Source organism: Streptomyces canarius, assembly GCF_014650735.1.
Classification (GTDB): domain Bacteria; phylum Actinomycetota; class Actinomycetes; order Streptomycetales; family Streptomycetaceae; genus Streptomyces; species Streptomyces olivaceoviridis.
On the sequence record NZ_BMVN01000135.1, the window covers coordinates 1 to 5,183 of the forward strand.

Here is a 5,183-nt window from a genome sequence, read left to right on the forward strand (position 1 = left end):
GGACAAGCCCTCGGCCTATTAGTACCAGTCAACTCCACCCGTTACCAGGCTTCCATATCTGGCCTATCAACCCAGTCGTCTACTGGGAGCCTTACCCCATCAAGTGGGTGGGAGTCCTCATCTCGAAGCAGGCTTCCCGCTTAGATGCTTTCAGCGGTTATCCCTCCCGAACGTAGCCAACCAGCCATGCCCTTGGCAGAACAACTGGCACACCAGAGGTTCGTCCGTCCCGGTCCTCTCGTACTAGGGACAGCCCTTCTCAAGACTCCTACGCGCACAGCGGATAGGGACCGAACTGTCTCACGACGTTCTAAACCCAGCTCGCGTACCGCTTTAATGGGCGAACAGCCCAACCCTTGGGACCGACTCCAGCCCCAGGATGCGACGAGCCGACATCGAGGTGCCAAACCATCCCGTCGATATGGACTCTTGGGGAAGATCAGCCTGTTATCCCCGGGGTACCTTTTATCCGTTGAGCGACGGCGCTTCCACAAGCCACCGCCGGATCACTAGTCCCGACTTTCGTCCCTGCTCGACCCGTCGGTCTCACAGTCAAGCTCCCTTGTGCACTTACACTCAACACCTGATTGCCAACCAGGCTGAGGGAACCTTTGGGCGCCTCCGTTACCCTTTAGGAGGCAACCGCCCCAGTTAAACTACCCATCAGACACTGTCCCTGATCCGGATCACGGACCCAGGTTAGACATCCAGCACGACCAGACTGGTATTTCAACGACGACTCCACAAACACTGGCGTGCCTGCTTCACAGTCTCCCAGCTATCCTACACAAGCCGAACCGAACACCAATATCAAACTGTAGTAAAGGTCCCGGGGTCTTTCCGTCCTGCTGCGCGAAACGAGCATCTTTACTCGTAGTGCAATTTCACCGGGCCTATGGTTGAGACAGTCGAGAAGTCGTTACGCCATTCGTGCAGGTCGGAACTTACCCGACAAGGAATTTCGCTACCTTAGGATGGTTATAGTTACCACCGCCGTTTACTGGCGCTTAAGTTCTCAGCTTCGCCCACCCGAAAGTGAGCTAACCGGTCCCCTTAACGTTCCAGCACCGGGCAGGCGTCAGTCCGTATACATCGCCTTACGGCTTCGCACGGACCTGTGTTTTTAGTAAACAGTCGCTTCTCGCTGGTCTCTGCGGCCACCCCCAGCTCACGGAGTAAATCCGATCACCAGGAATGGCCCCCCTTCTCCCGAAGTTACGGGGGCATTTTGCCGAGTTCCTTAACCATAGTTCACCCGAACGCCTCGGTATTCTCTACCTGACCACCTGAGTCGGTTTAGGGTACGGGCCGCCATGAAACTCGCTAGAGGCTTTTCTCGACAGCATAGGATCATCCACTTCACCACAATCGGCTCGGCATCAGGTCTCAGCCGTATGCAAGGCGGATTTACCTACCTTGCGGCCTACACCCTTACCCCGGGACAACCACCGCCCGGGATGGACTACCTTCCTGCGTCACCCCATCACTCACCTACTACCAACTTGGGTCAGCGGCTCCACCACTCCCCTCAACTCCGAAGAGATCAGGGCGGCTTCACGGCCTTAGCATCACTGGATTCGATGTTTGACGCTTCACAGCGGGTACCGGAATATCAACCGGTTATCCATCGACTACGCCTGTCGGCCTCGCCTTAGGTCCCGACTTACCCTGGGCAGATCAGCTTGACCCAGGAACCCTTAGTCAATCGGCGCAAACGTTTCTCACGTTTGTATCGCTACTCATGCCTGCATTCTCACTCGTCAACCGTCCACGACTACCTTCCAGTGCCGCTTCACCCGGCAGACGACGCTCCCCTACCCATCCACACACCCGTTGGGGCTTATGTATGAATGACACGACTTCGGCGGTACGCTTGAGCCCCGCTACATTGTCGGCGCGGAATCACTAGACCAGTGAGCTATTACGCACTCTTTCAAGGGTGGCTGCTTCTAAGCCAACCTCCTGGTTGTCTCTGCGACTCCACATCCTTTCCCACTTAGCGTACGCTTAGGGGCCTTAGTCGATGCTCTGGGCTGTTTCCCTCTCGACCATGGAGCTTATCCCCCACAGTCTCACTGCCGCGCTCTCACTTACCGGCATTCGGAGTTTGGCTAAGGTCAGTAACCCGGTAGGGCCCATCGCCTATCCAGTGCTCTACCTCCGGCAAGAAACACACGACGCTGCACCTAAATGCATTTCGGGGAGAACCAGCTATCACGGAGTTTGATTGGCCTTTCACCCCTAACCACAGGTCATCCCCCAGGTTTTCAACCCTGGTGGGTTCGGTCCTCCACGAAGTCTTACCTCCGCTTCAACCTGCCCATGGCTAGATCACTCCGCTTCGGGTCTTGAGCGTGCTACTGAAGCGCCCTATTCGGACTCGCTTTCGCTACGGCTTCCCCACCCGGGTTAACCTCGCAACACACCGCAAACTCGCAGGCTCATTCTTCAAAAGGCACGCAGTCACGAGAAGCACCGAAGTGCTTCCGACGCTCCCACGGCTTGTAGGCACACGGTTTCAGGTACTATTTCACTCCGCTCCCGCGGTACTTTTCACCATTCCCTCACGGTACTATCCGCTATCGGTCACCAGGGAATATTTAGGCTTAGCGGGTGGTCCCGCCAGATTCACACGGGATTTCTCGGGCCCCGTGCTACTTGGGTGTCTCTCAAACGAGCCGCTGACGTTTCGACTACGGGGGTCTTACCCTCTACGCCGGACCTTTCGCATGTCCTTCGCCTACATCAACGGTTTCTGACTCGTCCCACGGCCGGCAGACCGTGGAAGAGAGATCCCACAACCCCGCATACGCAACCCCTGCCGGGTCTCACACGCATACGGTTTGGCCTCATCCGGTTTCGCTCGCCACTACTCCCGGAATCACGGTTGTTTTCTCTTCCTGCGGGTACTGAGATGTTTCACTTCCCCGCGTTCCCTCCACACTGCCTATGTGTTCAGCAGCGGGTGACAGCCCATGACGACTGCCGGGTTTCCCCATTCGGAAACCCCCGGATCAAAGCCTGGTTGACGACTCCCCGGGGACTATCGTGGCCTCCCACGTCCTTCATCGGTTCCTGGTGCCAAGGCATCCACCGTGCGCCCTTAAAAACTTGGCCACAGATGCTCGCGTCCACTGTGCAGTTCTCAAACAACGACCAGCCACCCGTCACAACCCGCCGAAGCAGATCTTTACCGGGGCCGGCAACTGAGGAAAGTTCATTCCCTCAGACACCCAACAGCGTGCCCGACCAGGTCCCGTCCGAAGATCACGCGTTCCACGCTCTGACGAGCAGTACTAGCAGCCTCCGACCCGAGGTCCTGACCGAATAATCAACGTTCCACCCATGAGCAACCAGCACCGGACATTCGCCGATGTACTGGCCTCTGGACCGCCAGGCGGCCTAGAAGTGCTCCTTAGAAAGGAGGTGATCCAGCCGCACCTTCCGGTACGGCTACCTTGTTACGACTTCGTCCCAATCGCTAGTCCCACCTTCGACAGCTCCCTCCCACAAGGGGTTGGGCCACCGGCTTCGGGTGTTACCAACTTTCGTGACGTGACGGGCGGTGTGTACAAGGCCCGGGAACGTATTCACCGCAGCAATGCTGATCTGCGATTACTAGCAACTCCGACTTCATGGGGTCGAGTTGCAGACCCCAATCCGAACTGAGACCGGCTTTTTGAGATTCGCTCCACCTCACGGTATCGCAGCTCATTGTACCGGCCATTGTAGCACGTGTGCAGCCCAAGACATAAGGGGCATGATGACTTGACGTCGTCCCCACCTTCCTCCGAGTTGACCCCGGCGGTCTCCTGTGAGTCCCCATCACCCCGAAGGGCATGCTGGCAACACAGAACAAGGGTTGCGCTCGTTGCGGGACTTAACCCAACATCTCACGACACGAGCTGACGACAGCCATGCACCACCTGTACACCGACCACAAGGGGGACCCTGTCTCCAGGGTTTTCCGGTGTATGTCAAGCCTTGGTAAGGTTCTTCGCGTTGCGTCGAATTAAGCCACATGCTCCGCTGCTTGTGCGGGCCCCCGTCAATTCCTTTGAGTTTTAGCCTTGCGGCCGTACTCCCCAGGCGGGGAACTTAATGCGTTAGCTGCGGCACCGACGACGTGGAATGTCGCCAACACCTAGTTCCCACCGTTTACGGCGTGGACTACCAGGGTATCTAATCCTGTTCGCTCCCCACGCTTTCGCTCCTCAGCGTCAGTAATGGCCCAGAGATCCGCCTTCGCCACCGGTGTTCCTCCTGATATCTGCGCATTTCACCGCTACACCAGGAATTCCGATCTCCCCTACCACACTCTAGCTAGCCCGTATCGAATGCAGACCCGGGGTTAAGCCCCGGGCTTTCACACCCGACGTGACAAGCCGCCTACGAGCTCTTTACGCCCAATAATTCCGGACAACGCTTGCGCCCTACGTATTACCGCGGCTGCTGGCACGTAGTTAGCCGGCGCTTCTTCTGCAGGTACCGTCACTTTCGCTTCTTCCCTGCTGAAAGAGGTTTACAACCCGAAGGCCGTCATCCCTCACGCGGCGTCGCTGCATCAGGCTTTCGCCCATTGTGCAATATTCCCCACTGCTGCCTCCCGTAGGAGTCTGGGCCGTGTCTCAGTCCCAGTGTGGCCGGTCGCCCTCTCAGGCCGGCTACCCGTCGTCGCCTTGGTGAGCCGTTACCTCACCAACAAGCTGATAGGCCGCGGGCTCATCCTTCACCGCCGGAGCTTTCAACCCTCACAGATGCCTGCGAGGGTGGTATCCGGTATTAGACCCCGTTTCCAGGGCTTGTCCCAGAGTGAAGGGCAGATTGCCCACGTGTTACTCACCCGTTCGCCACTAATCCCCACCGAAGTGGTTCATCGTTCGACTTGCATGTGTTAAGCACGCCGCCAGCGTTCGTCCTGAGCCAGGATCAAACTCTCCGTGAATGTTTTCCCGTAATCGGGATGAACACCACGAGAGCGGAACAGTCAGGCGGAATAGGCCCGACCGTTCACAGCGTCCTCGCTGTGTTTTTTCAAAGGAACCTCGTCCCGATCGTGATGACCGGAGACGGGGTATCAACATATCTGGCGTTGATTTTTGGCACGCTGTTGAGTTCTCAAGGAACGGTCGCTTCCTTTGTACTCACCCTCTCGGGCTTTCCTCCGGGCGCTTCCCTTCGGT

Annotated in this window: 1 protein-coding gene and 2 rRNA genes; 1 reads left to right on the forward strand and 2 read right to left on the reverse strand. The window is 57.4% G+C overall.

Going from position 1 to position 5,183, the window contains the following annotated elements; translation table 11 throughout:
- Together IE294_RS46225 and IE294_RS46230 are read right to left on the reverse strand one after the other, a co-directional pair.
- Positions 1 to 3,117: ribosomal RNA gene (locus IE294_RS46225) — 23S ribosomal RNA — on the reverse strand; the annotation flags it as partial.
- A 302-nt stretch (positions 3,118 to 3,419) separates the two neighbouring features.
- Positions 3,420 to 4,945, reverse strand: a 16S ribosomal RNA gene (locus IE294_RS46230).
- 18 nt (positions 4,946 to 4,963) lie between these two features.
- On the opposite strand from IE294_RS46230, the gene IE294_RS48875 reads away from it, so the two are divergent.
- Positions 4,964 to 5,183: hypothetical protein (locus IE294_RS48875; RefSeq protein WP_229918248.1), on the forward strand; the 220-nt coding region annotated here is incomplete at its 3' end.